The 21,663-nt window shown below is 60.3% G+C and carries 20 protein-coding genes; 12 read left to right on the forward strand and 8 right to left on the reverse strand.

Annotated elements, in window-relative coordinates; translation table 11 throughout:
• Positions 1-84 precede the first annotated feature (84 nt).
• From RA20_RS00715 to RA20_RS00730, 4 genes are read left to right on the forward strand one after another with little or no spacing between them, the layout of a single operon-like run.
• On the forward strand, positions 85-1,713 hold the full coding sequence (locus tag RA20_RS00715; RefSeq protein ID WP_039123682.1) for a L,D-transpeptidase family protein: 1,629 nt from the start codon (positions 85-87) through the stop codon (positions 1,711-1,713).
• A gap of 39 nt (positions 1,714-1,752) precedes the next feature.
• Positions 1,753-2,826: a UDP-3-O-(3-hydroxymyristoyl)glucosamine N-acyltransferase gene (gene lpxD / locus RA20_RS00720; protein WP_039123683.1), complete on the forward strand. Its 1,074-nt coding sequence runs from the start codon at positions 1,753-1,755 to the stop codon at positions 2,824-2,826.
• Between the two features lie 49 nt (positions 2,827-2,875).
• Complete coding sequence (locus RA20_RS00725; RefSeq protein WP_039123684.1) at positions 2,876-3,133, forward strand: acyl carrier protein; 258 nt, start codon at positions 2,876-2,878, stop codon at positions 3,131-3,133.
• A gap of 6 nt (positions 3,134-3,139) precedes the next feature.
• A complete protein-coding gene (locus RA20_RS00730) occupies positions 3,140-4,348 on the forward strand; it encodes a beta-ketoacyl-[acyl-carrier-protein] synthase family protein (protein WP_039123685.1) in 1,209 nt (402 codons plus the stop codon).
• A gap of 66 nt (positions 4,349-4,414) precedes the next feature.
• Here RA20_RS00730 and RA20_RS00735 read toward each other — a convergent pair whose 3' ends face one another.
• On the reverse strand, positions 4,415-5,056 hold the full coding sequence (locus tag RA20_RS00735) for an invasion associated locus B family protein (protein ID WP_039123686.1): 642 nt from the start codon (positions 5,054-5,056) through the stop codon (positions 4,415-4,417).
• Positions 5,057-5,538: 482 nt separating this feature from the next.
• Here RA20_RS00735 and RA20_RS00740 point away from each other — a divergent pair, with 482 nt between their 5' ends.
• Positions 5,539-7,083, forward strand: a complete 1,545-nt coding sequence (locus tag RA20_RS00740) for a helicase HerA-like domain-containing protein (RefSeq protein ID WP_039123687.1) — start codon at positions 5,539-5,541, stop codon at positions 7,081-7,083.
• Between the two features lie 77 nt (positions 7,084-7,160).
• Here the strand turns inward: RA20_RS00740 and RA20_RS00745 are convergent, their stop codons facing one another.
• The 5 genes from RA20_RS00745 to RA20_RS00765 all read right to left on the reverse strand — a co-directional run bounded on the left by RA20_RS00745 (position 7,161) and on the right by RA20_RS00765 (position 12,790).
• The gene (locus RA20_RS00745) at positions 7,161-8,483 is read right to left on the reverse strand and encodes a branched-chain amino acid ABC transporter permease (RefSeq protein ID WP_039123688.1); all 1,323 of its coding nucleotides are present in this window, start codon (positions 8,481-8,483) and stop codon (positions 7,161-7,163) included.
• A complete protein-coding gene (locus RA20_RS00750; RefSeq protein WP_039123689.1) occupies positions 8,480-9,490 on the reverse strand; it encodes a branched-chain amino acid ABC transporter permease in 1,011 nt (336 codons plus the stop codon). The genes RA20_RS00745 and RA20_RS00750 overlap by 4 nt, the downstream gene beginning before the upstream one ends.
• Before the next feature lie 471 nt (positions 9,491-9,961).
• Positions 9,962-10,675, reverse strand: coding sequence for an ABC transporter ATP-binding protein (locus RA20_RS00755; protein WP_039123690.1), 714 nt, complete (start codon positions 10,673-10,675; stop codon positions 9,962-9,964).
• A 48-nt stretch (positions 10,676-10,723) separates the two neighbouring features.
• Positions 10,724-11,509, reverse strand: coding sequence for an ABC transporter ATP-binding protein (locus RA20_RS00760; RefSeq protein WP_039123691.1), 786 nt, complete (start codon positions 11,507-11,509; stop codon positions 10,724-10,726).
• An 87-nt stretch (positions 11,510-11,596) separates the two neighbouring features.
• On the reverse strand, positions 11,597-12,790 hold the full coding sequence (locus RA20_RS00765) for an ABC transporter substrate-binding protein (RefSeq protein WP_039123692.1): 1,194 nt from the start codon (positions 12,788-12,790) through the stop codon (positions 11,597-11,599).
• Positions 12,791-12,978: 188 nt separating this feature from the next.
• Here RA20_RS00765 and RA20_RS00770 point away from each other — a divergent pair, with 188 nt between their 5' ends.
• Together RA20_RS00770 and RA20_RS00775 are read left to right on the forward strand one after the other, a co-directional pair.
• Positions 12,979-14,082, forward strand: a complete 1,104-nt coding sequence (locus RA20_RS00770; protein WP_039123693.1) for a PQQ-dependent sugar dehydrogenase — start codon at positions 12,979-12,981, stop codon at positions 14,080-14,082.
• A gap of 54 nt (positions 14,083-14,136) precedes the next feature.
• Positions 14,137-14,553, forward strand: coding sequence for a hypothetical protein (locus RA20_RS00775; protein WP_039123694.1), 417 nt, complete (start codon positions 14,137-14,139; stop codon positions 14,551-14,553).
• A gap of 22 nt (positions 14,554-14,575) precedes the next feature.
• Here the strand turns inward: RA20_RS00775 and RA20_RS00780 are convergent, their stop codons facing one another.
• Positions 14,576-15,580 carry a GlxA family transcriptional regulator gene (locus RA20_RS00780; protein WP_039123695.1) on the reverse strand — a complete coding sequence of 335 codons (1,005 nt, stop codon included), beginning with the start codon at positions 15,578-15,580 and terminating at the stop codon, positions 14,576-14,578.
• A gap of 180 nt (positions 15,581-15,760) precedes the next feature.
• Here RA20_RS00780 and RA20_RS00785 point away from each other — a divergent pair, with 180 nt between their 5' ends.
• Entirely contained in the window at positions 15,761-17,131 is a 1,371-nt protein-coding gene (locus tag RA20_RS00785) for a class II 3-deoxy-7-phosphoheptulonate synthase (RefSeq protein WP_039123696.1), read from the forward strand.
• 158 nt (positions 17,132-17,289) lie between these two features.
• Here the strand turns inward: RA20_RS00785 and RA20_RS00790 are convergent, their stop codons facing one another.
• Complete coding sequence (locus tag RA20_RS00790; protein ID WP_039123697.1) at positions 17,290-18,111, reverse strand: PAS domain-containing protein; 822 nt, start codon at positions 18,109-18,111, stop codon at positions 17,290-17,292.
• Positions 18,112-18,347: 236 nt separating this feature from the next.
• Here RA20_RS00790 and RA20_RS00795 point away from each other — a divergent pair, with 236 nt between their 5' ends.
• From RA20_RS00795 to RA20_RS00810, 4 genes are all read left to right on the forward strand, one after another.
• Positions 18,348-19,244 (forward strand): YicC/YloC family endoribonuclease, encoded by an 897-nt coding sequence (locus RA20_RS00795; protein ID WP_039123698.1) that lies wholly within the window; start codon positions 18,348-18,350, stop codon positions 19,242-19,244.
• Positions 19,245-19,260: 16 nt separating this feature from the next.
• Complete coding sequence (gene gmk, locus RA20_RS00800) at positions 19,261-19,902, forward strand: guanylate kinase (RefSeq protein WP_039123699.1); 642 nt, start codon at positions 19,261-19,263, stop codon at positions 19,900-19,902.
• Positions 19,899-20,420: a gamma carbonic anhydrase family protein gene (locus tag RA20_RS00805; protein ID WP_039123700.1), complete on the forward strand. Its 522-nt coding sequence runs from the start codon at positions 19,899-19,901 to the stop codon at positions 20,418-20,420. The genes gmk and RA20_RS00805 overlap by 4 nt, the downstream gene beginning before the upstream one ends.
• Before the next feature lie 93 nt (positions 20,421-20,513).
• Positions 20,514-21,554, forward strand: a complete 1,041-nt coding sequence (locus RA20_RS00810; RefSeq protein ID WP_039123701.1) for a sensor histidine kinase — start codon at positions 20,514-20,516, stop codon at positions 21,552-21,554.
• Positions 21,555-21,663: the final 109 nt, after the last annotated feature.

The raw sequence follows: 21,663 nt of genomic DNA on the forward strand, positions 1-21,663 counted from the left end.
AATGGACAACGAAGGCTGGCATTTACCAGAATTTCAGATAGGCACTGCCAGAATTGACTAAATGCGGCTCGAGGACCGGAGATTATGATGCGCGCTTCCGCTGGAAAGATTTTGCCGGGGTTCAAAGCCGGGCTGTTTGCCCTGGCATTGGGCGGCTTGATGGCAGGGGCAGCATACAGCCCGGCGCAGGCTGAAGTGTCGGCGGCTTTCCGCCAGGCTGTGGCAGAGGCAGCATCTTCCAGCGATGCAGTTGCCCGCTTTTACCGTGAAAACGGGTATCAGGCGATCTGGACCGGAACGGATGAGGCCTCGCGCCAGCGCCGCAGTGCTCTGCTGGCGGCACTTGGGGAAACCAGCGCGCACGGGCTGCCGGACCGCTCAGCCCAGGTCAGCGCGTTGATGCAGCAGATGCGCGATGCCCGAACGACCCGGGATATCGGCAACGTCGAGGCGGCGCTGAGCCAGGCCTTGGTGGACTACGCCACCGATTTGCAAACCGGCCTGCTGGTTCCGTCGCGGATCGACGATGGCATGGTGCGCAAGAAACATACTGTGGACGGTGCCAGCTTCTTGAACGGTATCCGTGACGGTCAGCCTTTTGCCTACATGCGCAGCCTGGTGCCTGCTTCGCCGCAATACCGGGGCCTGCTGCGCGAAAAGCTTCGGCTGGAACAGATCCTGGCCGCTGGCGGCTGGGGGCCTGTGGTCAAGGCCAAGAAGCTGGAGCCAGGCGACCAGGGGCCTGCTGTCATCGCCTTGCGCAACCGTTTGATGACGATGGGCTACCTTCCGCGCAGCGCCGCGCGCAGCTATGATGCCGCCCTCGAAAAGGCCGTGCAAAGCTTCCAGTCCGACCATGGTTTGGAAACTGACGGCGTGGCCGGAGCAGGCACCATTTCCGAAGTCAACAAGCCCGTCTCCGAACGGTTGAAATCGATCATCATCGCCATGGAGCGGGAGCGCTGGCTGACGCCGGACCGGGGCGAGCGTCATGTCCTGGTCAACCAGACCGACTTTACCGCCAAGATTGTCGATAATGGCGACGTTACCTTTGAAACCCGCTCGGTGATCGGCAAGAACACCCATGACCGCCGCAGCCCGGAATTCTCCGACGAAATGGAGCATATGGTGATCAATCCGAGCTGGTATGTGCCGCGCTCGATCATCACTAAGGAATACCTGCCGCAGCTGCAGAACAATCCCGGCGCCGTCGGCCACATTCAGATCACCGACCGCCGCGGCCGTGTTGTCGACCGCAGCACCGCGGATTTCACCCAGTACACCGCGCGGAACTTCCCCTATTCCATGCGCCAGCCGCCGAGCAGCCGCAACGCACTGGGGCTGGTCAAGTTCATGTTCCCGAACAAGTACAACATCTACCTGCATGACACCCCGCAGAAGAGCCTTTTTGCCCGGGAAGTCCGTGCATTCTCGCATGGCTGCATCCGCCTGGCCCAGCCGTTCGAATTCGCCTATGCGCTGCTGGCCAAGCAGACCGAAAACCCCAAGGATTTCTTTCACCGCATCCTGAATTCCGGCAAGGAAACCAAGGTCGAGCTTGAGACCAAAGTGCCAGTGCATATCATTTACCGGACTGCAGTTGTCTCCGGAAAAGGCCGCGCGGAGTTCCGCCGCGATGTCTATGGCCGCGACGCCAAGGTCTGGGCCGCGCTGGAGCGGGCAGGGGTGGTGCTGCCCAGCGTTCAGGGGTAAATATCAGGCCCATACAGGATAATTCTGAAAGGGCCTGCCATGTTCACTATCCGCCAGATCGCCGAGTCCCTGGGTGCAGAAGCCCAGGGCGACCTGGACCTGCAGATCGCAGGCGCGGCCGAGCCGCAGGATGCTGGTGCCAGCCAGATCGCCATGGCAATGGCGCCCAAATATGCCGAGGGTTTGCAGGCGGGCCAGGCGCAGGCGGCAATCCTTTGGGAAGGCGCTGACTGGCAGTCTTTCGGCCTGAAAGCCGCTATTTTCACGCCGCGCCCGCGGATGACAATGTCCGGCGTCACGGCCATTTTGGACCCCGGCCAGGGATTTGCCGCTGGTATCCATCCCTCTGCCGTTGTCGATGCCTCCGCAGAATTGGGAGAGGGCGTCTCCGTTGGGCCGCTGGCTGTCATCTCAGCAGGTGCAAAGATCGGCGCGCGTTCGGTCATCGGCCCGCATTGCTACATTGGTGCGGATGCGGTGATTGGCGAGGATGCGCAATTGCGTGAAATGGTTTCGATTGGAGCCAGGGCCAGCATTGGCGACCGTTTCCGAGCCCAGCCAGGTGCCCGGGTGGGCGGAGATGGATTCTCCTATGTGACCCCTGAGGTCTCCGGTGCCGAAAACGCCCGCAAGACCATGGGCGACCAAGGTGAAGCCAAGGCGCAGTCCTGGGTGCGAATCCACTCTCTGGGCGCAGTAACCATCGGTGATGATGTCGAGCTTGGCTCCAATTGCACCATCGACAACGGCACGATCCGCAACACGGTAATCGGCAATGGCACCAAGCTCGACAACCTCGTGCATGTTGGCCACAACACCAAGGTCGGCGACGATTGCCTGCTGTGCGGACAGACCGGTGTCTCCGGCTCGGTCGATATCGGCAACAATGTGGTTCTGGGCGGCCAGTGCGGTGTGGTCGACAATATTTTCATTGGCGATGGCGTCATTGCCGGAGGCGGAACCAAAATCCTGTCCAATGTGCCGGCGGGACGCGTGATCATGGGCTATCCGGGCGTCAAGATGGAAACCCACACCGAGATGTACAAGGCACAGCGCCGCCTGCCGCGATTGATGCGTGACATCGAATTGTTAAAAAAGGCTGTTTTCAAGTAGCGGCGTAATTACTACATCTGCCTCAGCCTAAAGATCGGGGGTCCCTACTATGAGCACGCAGGACAAGGTCATCGCAATCATTGCCGAACAGGCGGTTCTGGAGCCATCGGATGTGACCCTCGACAGCACATTGGAAGATCTGGGCATCGACAGCCTTGGTCTGGTGGAAAGCATCTTTGCCATCGAAGAGGAGTTCGACATCTCGATTCCCTTCAACGCCAATGAGCCCGAGCAGAGCGACTTCGACATCTCCAATGTTGCTGCGATCATTTCCGGCATCGACAAGCTGGTTTCGGAAAAAGCGTAAGCACCCATGAAACGAGTCGTTATCACCGGGGCAGGGACCATTAATGCCCTGGGCCATTCTGTGCCCGCCACATTGGAGGCCATGCGCGAGGGCCGCTGTGGCATCGGCGAGCTGGATTTCCGCGATGTGGACCGGCTGGCGATCAGGATAGGCGGCCAGGTCCGCGGGTTTGAGGCCGAAGGCCGTTTCAACCGCCAGCAGATGAGCCTTTATGATCGCTTCACGCAGTTTACGCTGACTGCAGCCAAGGAGGCGATTGAGCAGTCCGGGCTGGAATTCCACGGTGAACTGTCGGCCAAGGCGGGTGTGGTGCTGGGCAATTCCGGCGGCGGCATGCAGACGCTGGATGAGAATTACCGCAGCGTCTATGAAGACGGTAAAAACCGGGTGCACCCCTTTGTCGTACCCAAGCTGATGAACAATGCAGCGGCTGGCCATGTGTCGATGCAGTTCAACCTCAAAGGCCCGAGTTTCACAGTATCAACGGCTTGTGCATCGTCCAACCACGCGATGTCGCAGGCATTTCAGATGGTGCGTTCGGGGATGAGCCCGGTGATGATCACCGGCGGCTCGGAGTCCATGCTGTGTTTCGGCGGCGTCAAGGCTTGGGAAGGCCTGCGGGTTATGTCCAAAGACGCCTGCCGTCCCTTCAGCGCCAACCGCAACGGTATGGTGCAGGGCGAAGGCGCCGGCATCTTTGTGTTTGAAGAATATGAGCACGCCAAGGCGCGCGGTGCAGAAATTCTCTGTGAAGTCATCGGCTTTGCCATGTCATCTGATGCGGCGGATATCGTGATGCCCAGTAAGCAGGGCGCTGCACGGGCCATTTCGGGGGCTTTGCAGGATGCCCGCATTGACGCGTCCGAGGTGGGCTATATCAACGCCCATGGTACCGGAACTGCTGCCAACGATAAAACGGAATGCGCTGCTGTCGCTGATGTTTTCGGCCCGCAGGCTGACAAGCTGATGATCTCGTCGACCAAATCCATGCACGGCCACCTGATTGGCGGAACTGGCGCGGTGGAGCTTCTGGCCTGCATCATGGCGCTGCGCGACGGGGTGATTGCCCCGACCATCGGTTATGAAGAAGCCGATCCTGAATGCGCGCTGGATGTGGTGCCGAACGAAGCGCGTGCGGCCAAGGTTAATGTCGTGCTGTCAAACGCGTTTGCCTTTGGCGGTCTGAATGCCGTTCTGGCCTTGCGGAAAATCTAATCCTGCAACAGAAAACGCCGCGGTCCCAAGGGCCGCGGCGTCTCTTATTCAGGCTGATGGTTCAGCTTACTGCTGGACTACATCCACCACGTCATAGCCCGCGGTGAAACCGTTCAGCGACAACTTCATTTGCACAACCTGTTCCGGTGCCGGGGCGGGGCGCAGCGACAGCACTGCCTCGTTGCCCTTCTTGAAGGCATCGATATCGCCCTGGGTCAGGCCGATTTGCGCCACACAGCCCAGCTGGTTGCAGAAGGAATAGTTGTACCGCTTGGCCGGAGCGCCGTCGACGGAGATGGTCAGCGCGGCCGGCAGCAGGGTCTCCAGCGGCACGATCACGGTTGCGCCAGCAACTGCCTGCCCGCCTTGCTGCTCGATCCGGAACATTGAAACTTCGGCAATCGGATTGCCTTGGGGACCCGCCAGAACCTGCAGCAGCGAGCAGGGGTCGGTTTCATTTTCAGTCTTGATGCAGGCGAGTTCCCAGTCACCGTGCTTTTCCTTGGAATAGCGCTCGCCCAGCTGAGGGCCGTCATTGACAGGTTCACCCAGGTCCAAAAGCTGGTCTGCAGTCGATCCTGTCTGCTCTGCCTGCCCGGTTGTTTCCGTCCCGCCGGTATCCGCTTCTTCAGCGGTTTCCTGCGCAGCCAGCGGCGCGGTCACCGCAAGCAATGCGGCAAGCGTAATCGGTGTCAGGGATTTCAACATGAATGCCTCGTGTTTCTAAAGACGCTGCCATCGCATGTAACACGCTGCCCAGGCAGTGTCAGGTCAATAACAAATGATCGGCGGGGAAATCCGCGCACATCTCTTCAAATCCGGTAACTGCAGCGCCAACAACAAAAAAGGGAACCCGATGGCCCCCTTTTTCGTGTTTGCGTCTCCCCGTCGGACTGGCCGACTTAGTTATTGCGTAGGACGTTACGAAAGGGCTGGCCTTCGGTCAACATGCAAGTTCAAAAAAAATCAATTCGGCTCGGATTTGAAGGAAATGCCCGCCGGCGCTCCGGCTGCGTGCGTCTTGGGGGGCTGCTGCAAAAAAGAAGGCCGTGCACAAGGCACGGCCAGTCTGACAGGGAGGAAATGTCCGCCGCGGCAACCGCATTTGCTGTGGCGGGCATGTTTGACTATCGCACTCAAAAGTTAACGTTGTATTGTTATCCACAGGTAAAAACAGGCGGGGGCAAGGCATGACGGACAGTATTTTTCTTGGCGGCGGCGGCGAAGGGTATGGCGAGCCCCAGGGGCTGAAACTCAAGTACGCCAACCGGCACGGGCTGATTGCCGGTGCGACGGGAACGGGTAAGACGGTCACATTGCAAATCCTGGCCGAAGGATTTTCAAACGCAGGCGTGCCGGTCATTCTGGCGGACGTTAAGGGAGATCTCTCCGGACTGGCCAGATCCGGTTCTGCCAGCCACAAGCTGCACGGCGCGTTCACTGCCCGTGCAGAAAAGATCGGATTTGCAGACTACGGCTATCAGGCCTTCCCGGTCACGTTCTGGGATCTGTATGGGGAGCAGGGCCATCCCGTCCGCACCACGGTTGCCGAAATGGGACCTTTGCTGCTCTCGCGCTTGCTGGAGCTGAGCGAGGCACAGGAGGGCATCCTGAACATTGCCTTCCGGCTAGCAGATGAAGAAGCTTTGCCCTTGCTGGATTTGAAGGATCTGCAGGCGCTGCTGGTCTGGATCGGGGAGAACCGCGGGAAACTGTCCCTGCGCTATGGAAATGTCTCTCCAGCGTCCATCGGCGCGATCCAGCGCCGCCTGCTGGTGCTGGAAAACCAGGGCGGCGCCGGCCTGTTTGGCGAGCCGGCACTGGAACTGGCGGATCTGATGCGGTGCGACGCGACCGGCCGCGGCATGATCAATGTCCTGGCGGCTGACAAGCTGATGGCCGCGCCGGGTCTTTACTCAACTTTCCTCCTGTGGTTGCTCAGCGAATTATTCGAGGAGCTGCCTGAGGTCGGAGACCCGGATAAACCCCGGCTTGTGTTCTTTTTCGACGAGGCGCATTTGCTGTTTGATGATGCTCCCAAAGCCCTGATTGACAAGGTGGAACAAGTTGCGCGGCTGATCCGGTCCAAAGGTGTCGGCATCTACTTCATTACCCAGAATCCTGCCGACGTTCCCGAAGACATTCTGGGCCAGCTCGGCAACCGCGTGCAGCATGCGCTGCGGGCCTTTACTGCCAAGGACCGCAAAAACCTGAAACTGGCCGCGGAAACCTACCGCGAAAACCCGCGGTTCCCGACGGAAGATGCGATCCGTGAAGTTGGCGTCGGGGAAGCGGTGACCTCAATGCTGCAAAAGAAGGGCGTCCCGGGTGTGGTTGAGCGCACGCTGATCCGCCCGCCCAGTTCACAGTTGGGGCCGATCACAGCGGCGGAACGGGCAGCTTTGCTAAAGACCTCTGATCTGGCTGACAAGTACACTGAGGCCTTGGACCGCCGCTCGGCATATGAAATCCTTAGCCAGAGGTCGCAGGCGGCTGCTCAAGAGGCGGAAGTCTCCGAAGCCGCCGCGGAAGACGCGCCGCAGCCGATGGCACGGGAGTTTAACGCAGCACGGCGCTACTCGGGTGCGCGTGTCAGCCGGTCCTCCTCCAAGGCTTACCGCAAGCGGGACACGTTCGCCTCGGCGATGTCGCAAGCGGTCATCAAGGAGCTGAAGGGCACCACCGGCCGCCGCATTGTCCGGGGCATACTTGGCAGTTTCTTCAAGGGGCGCTGAACCAGTTTTGGGCTTGGCCTGGGGGCAAGCCGGGAAAGAAAACGCCGCCCGCGGAGGACCGGGGCGGCGTTTTTTTGTTACTTTTCGGGGATCAGGCCGCGGGGGCTGAACCTTAGGACCAACAGCAATATCAGTCCCATGGTGAACAGCCGCATATGCGAAGCGCTTGCCAGCAGATGTGCCTTGAGTTCGCTGCCCTCGGCCATGCCGGAAGTCACCAGCTCCATCAGCAGGATGCCCATCGGCTCGACCTTGATCCAGAAGAACCAGATCAGCATGCCGCCCAGGACTGCGCCGAAGTTGTTGCCGGAACCGCCGACGATCACCATCACCCAAATGAGGAAGGTGAAGCGCAGCGGGTTGTAGGTGCCCGGCGTCAGCTGGCTGTCGAGCGTGGTCATCATCGCACCGGCAATGCCGCAGATGGCGGACCCCAGCACAAAGATCTGCAGATGGCGGCGGGTTACGTCCTTGCCCATCGCCTCAGCCGCGGTTTCATTATCGCGGATCGCGCGCATCATCCGGCCCCAAGGGCTTTTCAGTGCCATCTGCGCCATCCACAGGAAGGCCAGCAGAACAGCAGTGAACAGCAGCGCATAACCCGCCTTGACGTAGATGGTCGACGCCAGAACCGGGTCCATCCCGAACCCTGCGGCGCTTTCCACAAAGGCGGGGTCGTTTTGCAGATCCACCTCATAGGGCAGTGGCCGCGGCAGGCCGACCACGTTCTTCACGCCGCGCGACAGCCAGTCCTCGTTCTTGAGCACCGCCAGGATGATCTCGGCAATGCCCAGCGTGGCAATCGCCAGATAATCCGAACGCAGGCCCAGAGCGGTCTTGCCGATCAGCCAGGCAGCGCCTGCCGCCAGCAGACCGCCCGCAGGCCAGGCCAGCAGCACTGGCAGGCCCAGGCCGCCGATATTGCCCTGCAGCGCCGGATTGATGGCCTCAACCGAGCCCACTGCCGGATCAAAGATCGCACGGTAGACAAAGAACCCAACGATCATGACAGCGGCCAGAACCAGCATGCGTGCCTTGCCCGGCGCCATGAACTTGGTGATCATCACACCGGACACAACGGTCAGGGCGCCCATCACCAGCGCCATCACGATGCTGACGCCGCCAGAGGACCAGGCCTCGGGGATCACCGGGGTTGAAGTTAGCACCACCGCCAGCCCGCCCAGCGCGGTAAAGCCCATGATGCCGACATTGAACAGCCCGGCAAAGCCCCATTGGATGTTCACCCCGATCGCCATGATGGCCGAGATCAAACCCATGTTCAGGATCACCAGCGCCGAGTTCCAGGAGCCGGAGAAGAACAGGAAGTCCGTCGCGCCTTCCGCCAGGATCAGCACGCCGACAAAGACGAAAAGAAGGGTATGTTTCATAGTATCGGTCATACCGCTTTCCCTTTGAAGAGGCCGGTGGGCTTGAACAGTAGGACAACAATCAGGATCGCGAAGGAGACCGCGAACTTGTAGTCGGTGCTGAGGAGCTGAACCAGCCCGTCAGGCGCCAGGCTGTCCGGCAGCGAGTAGTTCAGAACCTTTTTCCAGGCATAGGTGATTGTCACCTCGGAGAAGGCGATGATGAAGCCGCCGGCAATCGCCCCCAGCGGGTTGCCGAGGCCGCCGACGATGGCGGAGGCAAAAATCGGCAGCAGCAGCTGGAAATAGGTGAAAGGTTTGAACGACTTGTCGAGGCCGTAAAGCACGCCGGCAATGGTCGCCAGCGCTGCCACGATCATCCAAGTGTACATCACCACGCGCTCCGGGTTGATGCCGGACAGCAGCGCCAGATCCTCGTTATCCGAATAGGCCCGCATGGATTTGCCGGTACGGGTCTTGTTCAGGAACCAGAACAGCACTGCCACCACGATGATCGCGGTGATCACGGTGATGCCTTGGGTGGTTTTGATCGCCAGGCCCTCGTTCAAGCCGGTCATCTGCTTGAAGGTGCGGGCCTTGATGATGAAGCGTTCGCCATCGGCAAAGCGCTGGTCGCCGGGGCCGATGATGAAGCGCACAAGGCCGTTCATCATGAACATCACCCCGAGCGAGACCATCACGAAGATCACAGGCTTCGCCTTCTGCTCGCGGTAAAAGCGGTAGACGGTACGGTCGGTCAGCAGCGCCAGCAGGATGGTGCCGGCAATGCCAAAGGGCAGGGCGAGCAGGGCCGTCGGCAGCACGCCAAAGCTGATGCCCATCGACTGGAAAGCCCAAGTGAACAGGATTGTCACCATCGCGCCAAAGGCCATGGTGTCGCCATGGGCAAAGTTCGAGAACCGCAGGATCCCGTAGATCAGCGTCACCCCCAGCGCGCCGAGCGCCAGCTGGCTGCCATAGGCCAGCCCCGGAATGACAACAAAATTGGTAAGCGCCACGAGGGCGTTGAGAAGATCCATTATTCTTTCACCTCGCAAGACCCAGTGTATGGAGCACCGCCACCAGAACGCCTTTCCATGAGCATTATTGAGTTCTCTTCAAACCACGTTGCAAACCACAAAGAGACATCAGGCCTTGGAAGCGGAGCGACCAATAGACGTAGCCCTTTCTCCTTGGAGGTTATTTGACCCTTAACAGGAGCGCGGTCGGGTAAATCACTTGAGTAAAGCAGAACGAATTGACCACCGTCTTCGGACCGTGCATCGGTCACGTCGATTTTCAATGAAAACGGACTACCGTTGCATGTCTCGATCTCAACGCATTCCGAACGGTCATTGGTCAGACACTCTACTCTGGTTTCGCATTCCGGCTGCATTTCGCACTGATAGGAAGACAAGATTGCTGGCGTTTCTGATGCCGAAGTTAAAGTCCCAGACGAGAGCAGTGCACTCATAGTCATGCCCGCGGCGTAAAATGTTGCAATTGACATCTCACCCCCCCAAGAACGACTTGCGTACTTCGGGATCGGCCAGCAGTTCCTTGCCGGTGCCGGTATAGGCATTGCGCCCCTGCACCAGAACATAGCCTTTGTCTGCGATCTCAAGCGCTTGCTTGGCGTTCTGTTCCACCATCAGGATCGGCAGCCCGGTGCGGGCGACCTCGATGATGCGGTCGAACAGCTCATCCATCACGATGGGGGAGACACCTGCGGTGGGCTCGTCCAGCATCAGCACCTTCGGCTTGGTCATCAGTGCGCGGCCCACCGCCACCTGCTGGCGCTGGCCGCCGGACAGTTCACCGGCCGGCTGGTTGCGCTTTTCCTTCAGGATCGGGAACAGGTGATAGACCTGCTCCATCGTGTCCCGGATGTCATCGGTGCGGATAAAGGCGCCCATCTCCAGATTTTCCTCCACCGTCATCGAGGTGAAGATGTTGTGGGTCTGGGGCACAAACCCCATGCCCTTGATCACCCGGTCCTGCGGTGACAGCGCGGTGATATCCTCACCGCCCAGGCGCACAGATCCGGACCGGACATTCAGCATCCCGAAGGTTGCCTTCATGGCGGTGGATTTACCGGCCCCGTTCGGGCCTACGATTACGGCGATTTCGCCGGGGTTCACGGCGATGGTGCAGTCATGCAGGATATCCGGCCCCTTGCCGTATCCGCCTGTCATGCAGTCGCCAATCAAAAATGGTTCAGACATTCATATGCTCCGTTCCCCTTCGCAGGGGGGCAACGCGGCGCAGAGGCATTACGCCTCGGCCAGCTTGTCTTTGTTCTTGAGACCAGTGCCCAGATAGGCTTCGATCACGTGCTCGTTCGCCTTGATCTCGTCCAGCGTGCCTTCGGCCAGCTTCTTGCCCTCGGCCATGCAGATCACCGGGTCGCAGAGGCGGCCGATGAATTCCATGTCGTGCTCGATGACAACAAAGGTATAGCCACGCTCTTCATTGAGGCGCTTGATGGCATCGGCGATGGTGTAGAGCAGGGTGCGGTTCACGCCGGCACCGACCTCATCCAGGAAGACGATCTTGGCGTCCACCATCATGGTGCGGCCGAGTTCCAGCAGCTTTTTCTGGCCGCCTGACACCTGTCCCGCTTTCAGATCCGCGATGTGGCTGATGGTGAGGAACTCCAGCACCTCATCCGCCTTGGCGCGCAGCGCGCGTTCCTCGTCGGCGATCCGCTTGCGGCCGAACCAGGTGTTCCACAGGGTCTCACCCGACTGGTTGCCCGGCACCATCATCAGGTTTTCCCGGCAGGTCATCGAGGAGAACTCATGCGCGATCTGGAAGGTGCGCAAGAGCCCTTTGTGGAACAGCTCATGCGGGGGCAGGCCGGTGATATCCTCGCCATCCATGGTGACACGGCCGGAGGTCGGCGGCAGAACACCCGCGATTACATTGAACAAAGTGGTTTTGCCGGCACCGTTCGGGCCGATCAAACCGGTTATGGAGCCCTTAGCGATTTCCAGCGAAGCGCCGTCCACCGCGTGGAACCCGCCGAAGTGCTTATGCAAGTCCTCGACGACGATCATGTCATTTCATCCCCTGCCGCGATTTTGCGGCGTTTTTAAACTTGGAACAGCCCGGGCTGCTCTTTTTCGTTGCTTTTCTGATGGTTATCAGCGGAAGCGCAGGGTTTCGTTCTTGCCGCCCTTCACTTCGATCTCACGGTAGGAGCCAGCGCTCTCACCCGGGCCGATCAGCTCGACGCCGGTCGCGCCCTGATAGTCGATCTCACCGCCAGCGGCGAGGATTTCCAGTGCCTTGCCCAGTTCGCCCGGGTTGATCGGCTCGCCCGGCGCGTTTGCCACGTCCAGGATCTTGCTGACGTAATCCGCCGGGTTGGTGGAGTTGGACGCCTGCATGGCCAGCATGAACAGCGCTGCTGCGTCATAAGATTCCGGCGCGTAAGCCGAGGTGCCGTCAAAGCCCGCTTCCTTTGCCATTTCGGCAAAGATTTCGGCGCCTTTGGAGTCCGAGCCCGCAATCTGGCCGAAGGAGCCATCCAGGTCCGGGCCAACGTTTGCCGGCAGGGTGTCGCCGATCATGCCGCCGGGAAGGCCGAAGGTGTCAAATGCACCGGAGTCCAGTGCGCCCTGGATGATGCCCAGGCCGCCCTGGTCCAGGTAGCCTGCAACCACCAGGATGTCGCCGCCGGCAGAGGCCAGTGCGCCGACTTCAGCCGAATAGTCGCCCTTGCCGTCTTCATGTGCGGTCACGATGGTGACTTCGCCGCCAACGCCTTCGAACGAGGTCTTGATCGCGTCCGCCAGGCCTTTGCCGTAGTCGTTGTTGGTGTAGGTCAGGGCGATCGAATTGATGCCGCGCTCTTTCAGGATCTCGGCCATCACCTGGCCTTCACGCGCGTCCGACGGCGAGGTGCGGAAGAACAGGCCGTTGTCTTCCATGGTGCTGAGGCCGGGCGAGGTCGCCGACGGCGAGATCATCACCATGCCGTTCGGGATCGCCACGTTCTGCAGGATGGCGCCGGTCACGCCCGAGCAGTCGCCGCCGATAATGCCGTTGGCGCCTTCAGCAATCAGCTTTTCGCCGTTTGCCACGGCCAGGCCGTTGTCGATGCAGCCGGTGTCGGCGCGGACCGGAGTCACGGTGGCGCTGTCCAGCAGCTTGCCCGACTTGGTGACTTCGGCCATTGCCAGTTCGGCGCCGTCGCCCATGGCGGGGGCCAGCGATTCAATCGGGCCGGTGAAGCCGAACAGCACGCCCAGTTTCACTTCCTTGGCGTGGCCGCCGGCAAATGCGGTGCCAGCCGTCAGCGCAGCGGCCGCGGTGGCCATCAGCAGTTTCTTCATTTGAAAACTCCCATTGTTGGAACAAAAATGTTCACATCGGACCCTAGGCAAGGCGGTTGAAAAAGAAAAGACTTATCGAACCGGAACTATTTCCTCGGGCCGTTTGGTTGAAGCTGCATCTCCATAGGATCCCCGGATGCAGCGCGGGCGTGCCTCTACAGGGGAATCAGAGAAAGGAAAAGGCCCTGATGCTGCGAAAATCCCTTCTCCTGACGGCTGCCGTAACGTTTTTGACGCTTTCCTCTGCGGCCTGGGCAGAAAATCTTTCCAGCAGTCTTGGAGAGCTCACCATCAGCCGCATGGCAGAGGGCTTTGACGTGCCTTGGGCGCTTGATTTCCTGCCGGATGGCGGCGTGCTTGTCACGGAGCGCGACGGGCAGCTGTTCTACGTCCGGGAAGGGCGCAAACAGCGCATCGCAGGCGTGCCTGCGGTGGCAGCGGAGGGGCAGGGCGGCTTGCTGGACGTTATGGTGCCGCGGGATTTTTCCCAAAGCCGCGAAATCTTCCTGACCTTTGCCAAACGCCAGGGGCGCGGCGCAGGCACCGCGCTGGCCTCCGGGCGGCTGAGCCGGGACAACAGGCAGCTGACACATGTCAAACTGCTGTTCGAAGCAGCGCCGGGAGCGCGCGGCGGGCGGCATTTCGGGGCCCGCGTTGTCGAAGCACGGGATGGCACCCTGTTTGTTTCATTGGGTGAGCGCGGCGACCGGCCCAGCGCTCAGGACTTGCAGCGGCATCAGGGATCGGTGGTCCGGATCAATCGGAACGGTACGGTGCCGGCTGGCAACCCGTTTGCCGGCCAGGCCGGGGCGCAGCCGGAAATCTGGTCCTACGGCCACCGCAATCCGCAAGGGATGTCTCTGGACTTGCAGGGAAATCTCTGGGTAGCGGAACATGGCGCCAAGGGCGGCGATGAGGTGAACCGGGTGCGCAAAGGTGCCAACTACGGCTGGCCGGTGATCTCATACGGGCGCCATTACTCCGGCCTGAAGATCGGCGAAGGCACTGCGAAACCGGGGATGGAACAGCCGGAGTGGTACTGGGACCCCTCCATCGCCCCCTCTGGCATGATGATCTATTCCGGAAGGATGTGGCCGCAGTGGCGTGGGGATATCTTCGTGGGATCACTGAAATTCGACTATATCTCGCGCCTGTCCGGCGGCCCTCTGCGCGAGGCAGAGCAGCTGCGCAGCGATGAAACCGGCCGTATCCGCGACGTCCAGGAAGCACCGGACGGCAGCATCTGGTTCGCCTCCGAAAGCGAGGGGGCGATTTTCAGGATATCCAGATGAGCGGAGCTACATTGTCAGAAAAGGCCAATAATGTAACAGCATAGGGACCCCGCCATGAAAAACCTGATAGCAGCTCTCTTCCTCGCCGCCCTGCCGGGGCTGGCTTGGGGGCAGGACAGCGTCTTCAAGTCTTATGACAGCTATGAGCGCTTTGTGGACACAGTGATCAAGACCCGCGATTTCAAGCAACTGATCACCCGGCTGGGCGGGCGCGACGAATACACGCCTGAACAGCTGCACAGCGCACATGGGCGGATGCAGATGATCTACCCGCGGGACTTTACTAGCGGTGGTGTGGCGGCGCAGCAGAAACTGTTGAACGGCTTCAGCAAAGAGGTCCGGATCTACTGGAACGACGCCACTCTGAGTTATTGCTATTACTACGCTTTCATCCACGACTACGGCGACGGGATCGTGGTGCTGAAATTCGACCTCAACACCAATTCCGACGTGATCTTCGGGAAGCTTTAGAAACTTCCCGAAACCTCACTTTTCAGGCTTTATATGTCGCCGCCTTGCTGCCGCGTTCGCGGTAGGGGGTGGTGTCGTAATGCGCCCGGTAGCATTTGGAAAAATGCGACGGCGAAGCAAAGCCGCAGGCCAGGGCCACGTTGATCACGCTCATGTCGGTCTGCATCAGGAGGTTGCGCGCTTTTTGCAGCCGCAGCTCCATGTAGTAGCGTTTCGGCGAGCGGTTCAGATAGCGGCGGAACAGGCGCTCTAGCTGCCGGGTGGACATGCCCACGTCCTGCGCCAGCACCGAGGGGCTGATCGGCTCCTCGATATTGGCTTCCATCATCTGGATCACCATCGACAGTTTCGGATGCCGTACACCGATGCGGGTCGGGATCGACAGCCGCTGGGTGTCCTGGTCGGTGCGGATTGAGGAATAGATCAGCTGGTCGGCCACCGCATTTGCCAGCTCTTCGCCATGGTCGTTGGCAATCAGCTTGAGCATCAGGTCAATGGACGACGTGCCGCCGGCAGTGGAGACCCGGTTGCCGTCGATCACGAAAACCGACTTGGTCAGGTCAACCTCATCGAACTCCTCGGCGAAACTGTCGGCATTCTCCCAGTGGATGGTCGCCCGTTTGCCGTCCAAAAGCCCCGCCTTGGCCAGCGCATAAGACGCTGTGCACAGCCCGCCCATGGTCAGACCCTTGCGGGCCTCACGGCGCAGCCATGCCAGCAATTTCTTAGTCGTAGCTTCCTGCACATCAATACCGGAACAGACCATCACCACATCGTCTCTGTGCAGTTCGATCAGGTCATCATCCAGCTGAAAAGTTGTACCTGCCGAGCAGGTCATGGTGTCGCCGCCTTCACCGATCAGCGTCCAAGTATAGCTGTCGTCGCCGTTCATCCGGTTGGCGATCCGCAGGCATTCAACAGCTGATGCGTAAGACAGCATCGTAAACTTCTCAAGAAGCACAAAGACAAACCGTTTGGGCTGGCCGGCTTCAATTCCAGAATCAGCAGGCTTGCGTGGCGTCTGCATGGCGGGCGTCCTTCAAGAAACAGGTCGGGCCGCGGGACGTGCGCCGCGGCAGGTCGGGAAACCGTGCTCACAGCTTGCAGCCCGGGTCAAGTGGGCTCAATTCTAAACTGGTCTCTCCGGTGCGGATTTTGTATAGAGCACCCGTTATATCTTAAAGACCTCTTATGCGGAGATAAAGTCATGAGCGAATGGCAAAAATCGGACTGGCGCAGCAAGCCGCGGGTTCAGATGCCGGACTATACGGATGCGGCAGCCCTGAACGCTGTCGAGGCTCAGCTTTCCAACTTTCCGCCGCTGGTCTTTGCCGGCGAAGCCCGGACGCTGAAACAGCACCTGGGTGCAGCTGGCCGCGGCGAGGCCTTTCTGCTGCAGGGCGGCGACTGTGCGGAAAGCTTTGACCAGTTCAGCGCCGACGGTATCCGCGACACCTTCAAAGTGATGCTGCAGATGGCGATGGTGCTGACCTATGGCGCCAAGGTTCCAGTGGTGAAAGTGGGCCGCATGGCCGGCCAGTTTGCCAAACCGCGCAGCGCGCCGACGGAAACCGTTGATGGGGTCGAATTGCCCAGCTACCGTGGCGACATCATCAACGAGCTGGCCTTCACACCCGAGGCCCGCATTCCCAACCCGCAGAAGATGCTGCAGGCCTATACCCAGGCCGCGGCAACTGTGAACCTGCTGCGCGCCTTCTCGACCGGCGGCTTCGCCGACATGAGCCGGGTGCATTCCTGGACCCTGGGTTTCACCGATGAACAGGAAGTTCAGAAGTACAGTGAGATCGCCAGCCGGATCCAGGATTCCATCGACTTCATGGCAGCTGCGGGCATCACCGCAGACACCACTCATGAATTCTCGACCGTGGACTTTTACACCAGCCACGAAGGTCTGCTGCTGGAGTACGAAGAGGCGCTGACCCGCCTTGACTCGACCTCCGGCAAATGGCTGGCCGGTTCCGGCCACATGATCTGGATCGGCGACCGCACCCGCCAGCCAGACGGCGCCCATGTGGAGTTCTGCCGCGGCGTTCTGAACCCGATCGGCCTGAAATGCGGCCCGACCACCACTGCAGAGGATCTCAAGGTGCTGATGTCGCGCCTGAACCCGGAGAATGAAGAGGGCAAGCTGACCCTGATCGCCCGCTTCGGTGCAGGCAAGGCGGGCGAGCACCTGCCGCGCCTGGTCAAAGCCGTGAAGGAAGAAGGCGCCAACGTCACCTGGGTCTGCGATCCGATGCATGGCAACACCATCAAGTCTTCCACCGGCTACAAGACCCGGCCCTTTGACAGCGTTCTGCGCGAGGTGCGCGATTTCTTCGGCGTCCACAAGGCTGAGGGCACCATCCCCGGCGGCGTTCATTTCGAAATGACCGGCCAGGACGTGACAGAATGCACCGGCGGCGTTCGCGCAGTGACAGAAGAGGATCTGAGCGACCGCTACCACACCGCCTGCGATCCGCGCCTGAACGCCAGCCAGTCGCTGGAGCTGGCCTTTCTGGTTGCTGAAGAGCTGTCGGACCTGCGCGCAGCACAAAGCACCCGTCAGGCAGGCTGACGCCTCCAGGGAGAAGGGTCTCATCCCTTTCTTAGCTTAACCAGCGCTGAAGACAAAAATGCGCCCCGGGGTTCTCCCTCGGGGCGCAGTACATTCAAGTGCTATGACCTTGAACTTGAATGAGGAAACGAGTACGGCAGCTGAACTGCCGCCAATTGTCAATCGCGGCTGACCACCAGGCGCAGGTGCGGTGCGCCCTTGCGCTTGCCTGCCTCCGCTGTTTCATCCTTTGCGGCCGGCTTGCTGGTCCTGGTGCGCTCCAGCAAGGCCCGGGCTTCATCCATGATCGAGCGGTCGTTCTTGAACCGTGCCTGTGTCTCGGCAAAGCCCGGATTGGGCTGGTTCACATCGTTGGGCTCTTCTTTGGAGGCACGCGGCTTGGCCTTGAATTCAGCCGATCCCGAGGCCTTGGCAACCGCACGCATTTCGATCGAGGAGATCGAGAACCGCTGCGATGTCGCTTTTGCGTCCTCATCGCCGAACGCTACCAGCACCCCCAGAACCCTGCTGATATCGCCCAGGTCGCTGCGCAGCGGCAGCAGCAGCATGCGGGCCTCGCGCGGTTTGCGCATGCGCGGGCCTTCGATCTGCAATTCCATTTCAATGATCGCTGGTGTGTCGAACATATGCTCCATCGCCGAGCTCAGCTGCTTGCGGGCCTCAGCGGTGAAAAACGCGGTGATTGGCATGCCGCGCACTTCCATGCCGGCCATTTCGTTCAGCATCGAGCCGGCCAGGCGGAAGCGGGCAATGCCCGGTGCGATCCGTTCCAGGATGAAGGTTTGGCTCAGGATGTTCTCCAGGCCGCGCGGATCGATCTGCGCGCGGTTCGGCACATCATCGCCCCGGCGCAGTGCCGTCCAATAGGCTTCGGCCTGGCGCAGCGGCGACAGCGACCCGCCATTACGGAAGCTGTTCATCGAAACTACATTTTCCTGTCCTGAGGACATGCCATTCCCACTGCGGCTGCCAAACATCATCTCATTATCCCCTAAAAACCCTGGGCCCGGTCTTTCCTGCCAGCTCGCTGCTGTCTTAAGACTTAGGGCCGTTTTGGTTACCCTGGAGTTAAGATGACACAATATAATTCAAATTTGGACTACTTCTTTAAGCAATGGTTAACGCGCGGGTAGGCCGGAAGAAGCGATTGCGCTTGCGCCCTATACTTTTGAGACAGTAGAGCAGTTTAATCACCAGCGAAAAGAGGGCATATCCTATGACCATCCGCAGCATGACCGCCTTTGCCTCAGCGCAGGGCAGTTCAGATCAGCACAGCTGGAGTTGGGAGCTCCGTTCGGTCAATGCCAAGGGGCTGGATATCCGCCTGCGGGTGCCCGACTGGCTGGAAGGTCTTGAAAATCATACGCGTTCTGTCCTGGCCAAGGCTCTGGCACGAGGCAATGTCTCGTTGACTCTGCGCATTTTCCGCACCGAAGACAGTGCTGGCCAGGTCCAGGTGAATGCCGCTGTGCTGCAATCTGTGGTCATGGCGTTGGCGGAGGCGCAGTCGGTTGCCAGCCAGAACCGGGTTGACGTTCGGCCTGCCTCTGCAGCCGAACTTCTGTCCTTTAAAGGCGTGCTGGAGCAATCAGCCGGCGATGACGATCCCGCGCCTTTGGTCAAGGAATTGAGCAAGGAACTGGAAACGCTTGTGGCAGAGTTCGTTAACATGCGCGAAGCCGAAGGCGCTGCACTTGCCCAAATCCTTAACGGTCAGCTGGAGCAGGTGGCTGCGCTGACCCTACAGGCCGGAGAGCGTGCGGATGAGCGCAAGGCGAAAATGGCTGAGACACTGAAAACGAACCTGGCCCGCGTCATGGACAACGCCGATGGCGCCGATCCGGACCGGGTGGCGCAGGAACTGGCGCTGATCGCGGTGAAGGCAGATGTCACAGAGGAGCTCGATCGCCTGGGCGCTCATGTTGCCGCTGCACGCGATCTGCTGGGCAAGGGCGGCGCGGTCGGGCGCAAGCTTGACTTCCTGATGCAGGAGTTCAACCGCGAGGCCAACACGCTTTGTTCCAAAGCGCAGCATAGCGGCTTGACGGCGGTAGGGCTTGAGCTGAAAACCGTGATCGACCAGATGCGCGAGCAGGTGCAGAACATAGAATAAGAAAAGGAGTGCCCAGATGGCGGACCGCCGCGGCCTTTTGATCATCCTCTCGTCGCCTTCGGGCGCCGGCAAATCCACCCTGGCGCGCCGCCTGATGGCCTGGGACCCGGGCCTTGCGTTCTCCGTCTCGGCCACCACCCGCGCCCCGCGCCCGGGTGAGGAGCACGGCCGCGAGTACTACTTCATGTCGGAAGACGAGTTCAAAACCAAGGTTGCCGAGGGCGGCATGCTGGAGCACGCCCACGTCTTCGGCAACTTCTACGGATCACCCGCGGGCCCGGTAAAGGACACCATCGAAGCCGGTCAGGACGTTCTGTTCGACGTGGACTGGCAGGGTGAAATCCAGATCCGCAATTCCGACCTTGGCAAGCACGCGCTGTCGATCTTCATCCTGCCGCCCTCGATCACCGAACTGCGCCGCCGCCTGGAGACCCGGGCTCAGGACAGCGATGACGTGATCTCCAAGCGGATGATGAAGAGCTGGGACGAAATCAGCCACTGGGGCTATTATGACTATGTGCTGGTCAACGACGACCTGGATGAGACCGAAGCCAAGCTGAAAACCATAGTCGAAGCCGAGCGCATGCGGCGGATCCAGCAGCCCAAGCTGCAAGACCACGTCCGCGCCCTGCAAACCCAGTTTGAGGAACAGTCATGACCCTTTACGCGCTTGGGCCGAACCAGCCGCAGATCCACGAAGATACCTGGGTCGCCCCTGATGCCAACCTGATCGGCAATGTGGTGATGGAGGCGGGCTCCTCGGTCTGGTTTGGGGTCACCATCCGTGCCGACCATGAGGAAATCCGCATTTGCGAAGGCACCAACGTGCAGGAAAACGTGATCATGCACATTGATGCAGGCTACCCGCTGACCATCGGCAGGAACTGCACCATCGGCCACAAGGCGATGCTGCACGGCTGCACCATCGGTGAGAACTCTCTGGTCGGTATGGGCGCAACGATCCTGAACGGTGCAAAGATCGGCAAAAACTGCCTGATCGGGGCAGGGGCCTTGATCACCGAGAACAAGGAAATCCCCGACAACTCGCTGGTGATGGGCAGCCCTGGCAAGGTTGTGCGGGAAGTGGATGACGCCCTGGCGCAGAAGCTCACTGCAAGCGCGCTTTTATACCAGGACAACATGCGCCGCTTCCGGGCTGATCTGAAACCGCTGTAAACAGCCCGGTTTTCACGCTGCGTGAACGGATCCTGCCACATGCCGGTTACACAGCGGCGCTAGGAAGGCCGGACGACTGAAAGCGGAGACCCTATGACGACGGAGCAGATAGACGGGTTCCTGGCAGCCATCCCGCTGCCGTCGGTGCTGGTGGACCAGACCGAGCGGATCATTGCGGCCAATGCCGAGGGAACAACCCTGCTGGGGCAAGGCATCCTGGGCCGCCACTTTGCCACAATCCTGCGCCAGCCCAGCGTTGCCACGGCAATCGAGGCCTGTTTGCGGGACAAGGTGCCCAAGACCGCCAAGCATCTTTCCAACGACGGCGCCCAGGACACGGCCTTTGCGGTCACACTGCGCTATGTGCCGGGGATCGGTGCTGTCGGCGGCGGCGCGGTTCTGGCCTGTTTCGACGACATCACCGAACGCCAGCAGGCAAGCCAGATGCGCCGCGACTTTGTCGCCAACGTCAGCCACGAGCTGCGCACGCCGCTGACTGCGCTGATCGGTTTCATCGAAACACTCCGCGGTCCCGCCAAGGAGGACGCTTTGGCCCGCGACCGCTTTCTTGGCATCATGGAGGGTGAGGCCAGCCGGATGAACCGCCTGGTCGGAGACCTGTTGTCGCTGAACCGGGTCGAAAGTGAAGAGCGGGTCCGCCCCAAGCAACAGGTCGATCTTACCGGCCTTCTGTCCTCGACCCTCAAAACGCTGGCTCCGGTTGCTGAAACCCGGAGCGTAGAGATGGCGCTGGAGGTGCCGGAAGACAGCGTCCATGTCACCGGCGATCCGGATCAGCTGCAGCAGGTTTTCACCAATCTGGTCGAGAACGCGGTGAAATACGGCGGCGACACGGTACGGGTGGCTTTGACCTTTTCCGAGCGCGACCCGGCTGTGCGGGCGCCTGCCGCACGGGTGCAGGTGATCGACAATGGAGCGGGAATCGATCCCGTCCACCTGCCACGCCTGACCGAGCGCTTCTACCGTGCCGACAGCCACCGCTCGCGCGAGATGGGGGGCACCGGCCTGGGGCTTGCCATTGTAAAACACATCATCAACCGCCACCGGGGCCGGCTGCGCGTCGAAAGCGAACTGGGGCAAGGGTCTGTTTTCACGGTAGTTTTGCCAAAGTAACCCGAATTTGGCCGTTCTGAACCAAAGCCGCTGCCGGAAAAAAACCGGCGGCGGCTTTCCCGTTTATGTCAGATTTTTTGCCGCCAAATCCCGGTTTGTCATGTAGCTG

This window comes from Leisingera sp. ANG-Vp, assembly GCF_000813725.1.
GTDB lineage: Bacteria > Pseudomonadota > Alphaproteobacteria > Rhodobacterales > Rhodobacteraceae > Leisingera.